1 protein-coding gene is annotated in these 3461 nt (G+C 68.0%); it reads right to left on the bottom strand.

Annotation, left to right across the window (positions count from 1 at the left end):
- Nucleotides 1–160: 160 nt before the first annotated feature.
- On the bottom strand, nt 161–3100 hold the full coding sequence (locus ABZ260_RS48775; RefSeq protein ID WP_355632155.1) for a glycoside hydrolase family 48 protein: 2940 nt from the start codon (nt 3098–3100) through the stop codon (nt 161–163).
- Between the last annotated feature and the right edge of the window lie 361 nt (nt 3101–3461).

Genomic DNA, 3461 nt, shown 5'->3' with positions numbered 1-3461 from the left:
CCGAGCCTGCGGTAGAGCTCGTAGGAGCGGGCCACGGCGCCGGGGTCGGCGGCCATCGGCCGCATGGCGGCGAACAGCCGCTCCCGATCCTCCGGCTCAGACGGGAGCCGGACCGGGAACCGGGGTCAAGGCCGGAATCGGGATCGGGGAAGGTGCCGGATCAGGGGAAGAGCCGGCCGTACTCGGCCAGGGCGACGGCGACGTCCACCTGTGCCCAGAACCGGTGGTAGTTGAAGGACGGGGCGGGCCCGGTGCCCTTCAGGAAGGCGTCCACCTTCGGCCAGTCCGGGTCGTTCTTGTAGAAGGACCGGATGGACAGGAAGGTCGAGCTGGAGTTGATCACGTCACCGTTGGGCATCTTGCCGCTCCAGCCCGCGGGGACGTAGACCGGGTCGTTGAGGCGCCGGTAGTCGGCCTTGGTCTCGGGGACCGAGACACCCTTGGCGTCCTGGTTGTTCTTCCACATGCCGTCGAGCAGGCCCTTGGCGACGTTCTTGGCGGTGGCGTTGCCGGACTTGGCCGCGTAGTACATCAGCACCTTGGCGTAGGAACCCGCCACGCCCACGTCCGTCGTGTAGTCCCTGATGCTCACGTGCAGCCCGCTGTTGCCGCCGGGGTTGCTCGCGTTCCAGGTGTCGGGCTGGCCGGTCCACACCAGGGTCGAGGGGATCTGGTAGGTCCCGTCGGCGTTGACGGTGGTGTTGTCGGTGGCCCACTTGACCCACTTGTCGAGGATCAGCTTGGCGTCGGCGTTGCCGGTCGCGTAGTAGAGCTCCGCGACCCGCTCCATCGTCCACGCCTGGAAGCCGAACCACTGGTTGGACGGCGGGTCGTGGTAGACCGGCTGCCAGTCATAGGCCATGCCGTAGAAGGTGGGCAGTGTCGACGGCGGGGCCGCGTAGTGACCCTGCCAGCTGTTGGTGGCGCCACCGGCGATCGCGCCCTCGCTCGACTGGAGCCAGCGGTAGAACTCAAGCTGCCGCTTGGCGCTGATGGTCCAGTCCGCGACGGCGGTCGTGCCCTTGGGCTTGAGCACGTCCACACTGGACAGCGCCCAGGCGGCCATCGGGTTCTGGTAGCCGGAGTGGTTGTGGCTGGAGCCGATCCGCCAGGCCCAGCCGGCGGAGCTGTCGTTGGCGCCGCCCCAGGCGTAGTACCAGCTCAGCAGGTAGGAGGCACTGTCCTTGCCGGTGCCCGCCGCACACGAGGTGCTGGTGCAGCCCTGCTTCTTGAAGTACTTGTCGTACATCGAGTAGCGCAGGTAGTCACCCATCTTCGCGGCCTTGGCGACCGTGGCCGAGACCTGCGACGCCTTGTTCTGCTCGGTGGCCCAGGTGTGCGCCCAGTAGGCCACCTGGACGGCGCGGGCGTCCGCGTCGGGGGCGTTGGTGTACTTCCACTGCTTGGCGTAGCTGCTGTCCCCGGTGAACAGGTCCAGGAAGCCGTTCGGGCCACCGTGCTTGAAGGTGTCGCAGGACGGCTGCGGAATGGTCTCGAAGACCGACTCCTCGGGGCCGCGCTGGTAGGTGTTGATGTAGGCGGGTCTGGTGGTGCCGTCCCCGCAGCGGCCGAAGCCGTAGGTGTTGTCCACGTCCAGCAGCCAGTGCATGCCGTAGACGTCGCTGGTGCCGTAGGCGGTCTTCAGCTCGTTCGCGATCGGGTCGACGCCGACGCTCACGCCGTTGTCCAGCTTGGAGGGGTACTGCTTGATGTCGTCCCACTCGCCGGCGTACGTGGCGGGCTTGGACGGGTTGTAGAAGGAGTTGGTCGGCTGGTCGGCGGTGGCCGGGATGATGTACTTCTCCATCGAGGCCCAGGCGGCGTTGAACCTGCTCCAGTCGCCGGTCACCTTGCCGTAGGCCGCCTCCAGCCACAGGTAGTAGCTGTAGGCCTCGGAGGTGGTCTCGTGCCCGTGGTCCGGCGCCTCGACCATGAAGGTCTCGACGGAGTGGTAGGGCACGCCCTCCGGCGAGAAGTAGCCGTTCGCCGGGTCCTTGAGCTTGTTGTACATCGCGACGAAGCGCTTGATGTACTCGTTGTCGCCACCGCTGACGTCGTTGTCCACCTCGGTGGCGGTCACCTTGGCCGAGGTGTGACCGGGGGCGGTCGAGGTGAACTCCGCACTGCCGGAGGTCTGGTCGGCGTCCTCGGCGGCGGCGATCCGCACCGTCTGGGCCGTGTTCCAGTTGGCGGTGGTGAAGGTCAGCGACGCGCCGGAGGAGACGGTCAGGTCGGTGTCACCGCTCGTCCTGGCGGTCGTCACGGTGACGTTCGAGGTCGGGGCCTTGGAGAGCTTGACCGAGAAGTCGGCGGTGCCGCCCTCGGGGACGGCGATCGTGGACGGGGTGGCGAGCACCGCGGCGGCGGAGTCGGCGGTGACGGTGATCCCCACCGGGGTGGAGGTGGTGACCGCCCCCGCGTTGTCGGTCGCCCGCGCGGTGAGCGAGTAGCTTCCGGCGGCGACGTTCGTCCAGTTGAAGGCGTACGGCGCGGTGGTGTCGGTGCTCAGCACCGTGCTGCCGTTGAGGAACTCGACCTTGGAGACGGTGCCGTCGCTGTCGGCCGCGTCGGCGGTGATCGGGACCGTCGCGGGCGCGGCGAAGGTGGCCCCGGCCGCCGGAGCGGTGATCTTCACCGTGGGCGGCTGGTTGACGGGGGTGGTCCCGCCACAGGCCACGCCGTTGACCGTGAAGGAGGTCGGCTTGGGGTTGGTACCGGACCAGCTGCCGTTGAAGCCGATGCTGGTCGAGGCGCCGGTGGCCAGGTTGCCGTTCCAGTCCAGGTTCTTGGCGGTGACGGCCTGGCCGCTCTGCGCCCAGGTGGCGCTCCAGCCCTGGGTGACCTTCTGGGTGGTCGTCGGGAAGCTGAACCCGAGGGTCCAGCCGGTCAGCGGGTCACCGAGGTTCTTGACGGTCACGCTGGCGGTGAAGCCGCCCTGCCAGTCGTTGGTCGTGTAGGTCACGTCACAGGAGATGGCGGCGAGCGCGGGCGAGGCTGCCAGCGCGGTGGTCGTCCCGGCCGCCAGGCTGAGCAGCGCCAGCGCGGCGACCCGTCTCCGGAAGCGTGGGAGCGCTCCCGCTTTGATGGGATATCGATGCATGAAGTGGGCCTCCGGGGGTGAGATCAGCACGAATTTGCTGGTAGTGGCCTCGCGCAGGATCAAGCAAGGGAGAGAGGGGGTGGGAGCGCTCCCATAAGGGATTCTGGGGACAGTCCCGGGGATGTCAATGGCATGTGTCCTCGGTTACGTCGATGTTTCACGACCCATGCCGCCAGGCTGCTACGATCCGCGCCACTTTTTTCGCAGGCCGTGAAAGTTTCAGGCTTCCCGATCTTGGGGGTCGAGCGCTTGCTTGCGAGGCCGAGTCCGGTCCCGGGGGCCGCCGAACACCGGAGCTCGTGCCGGGATCCGTTTCAGGACCCGGAGAGATGCCACGCGAGGGCGTGCCGCCGAGCGGCAC

Origin of the sequence: Streptosporangium sp. NPDC006013, assembly GCF_040614275.1 — a bacterium.
GTDB lineage: Bacteria > Actinomycetota > Actinomycetes > Streptosporangiales > Streptosporangiaceae > Streptosporangium.
The sequence above is the reverse complement of the archived record's forward strand: the minus strand, read 5'-3'. Positions and strand labels throughout refer to the sequence as shown.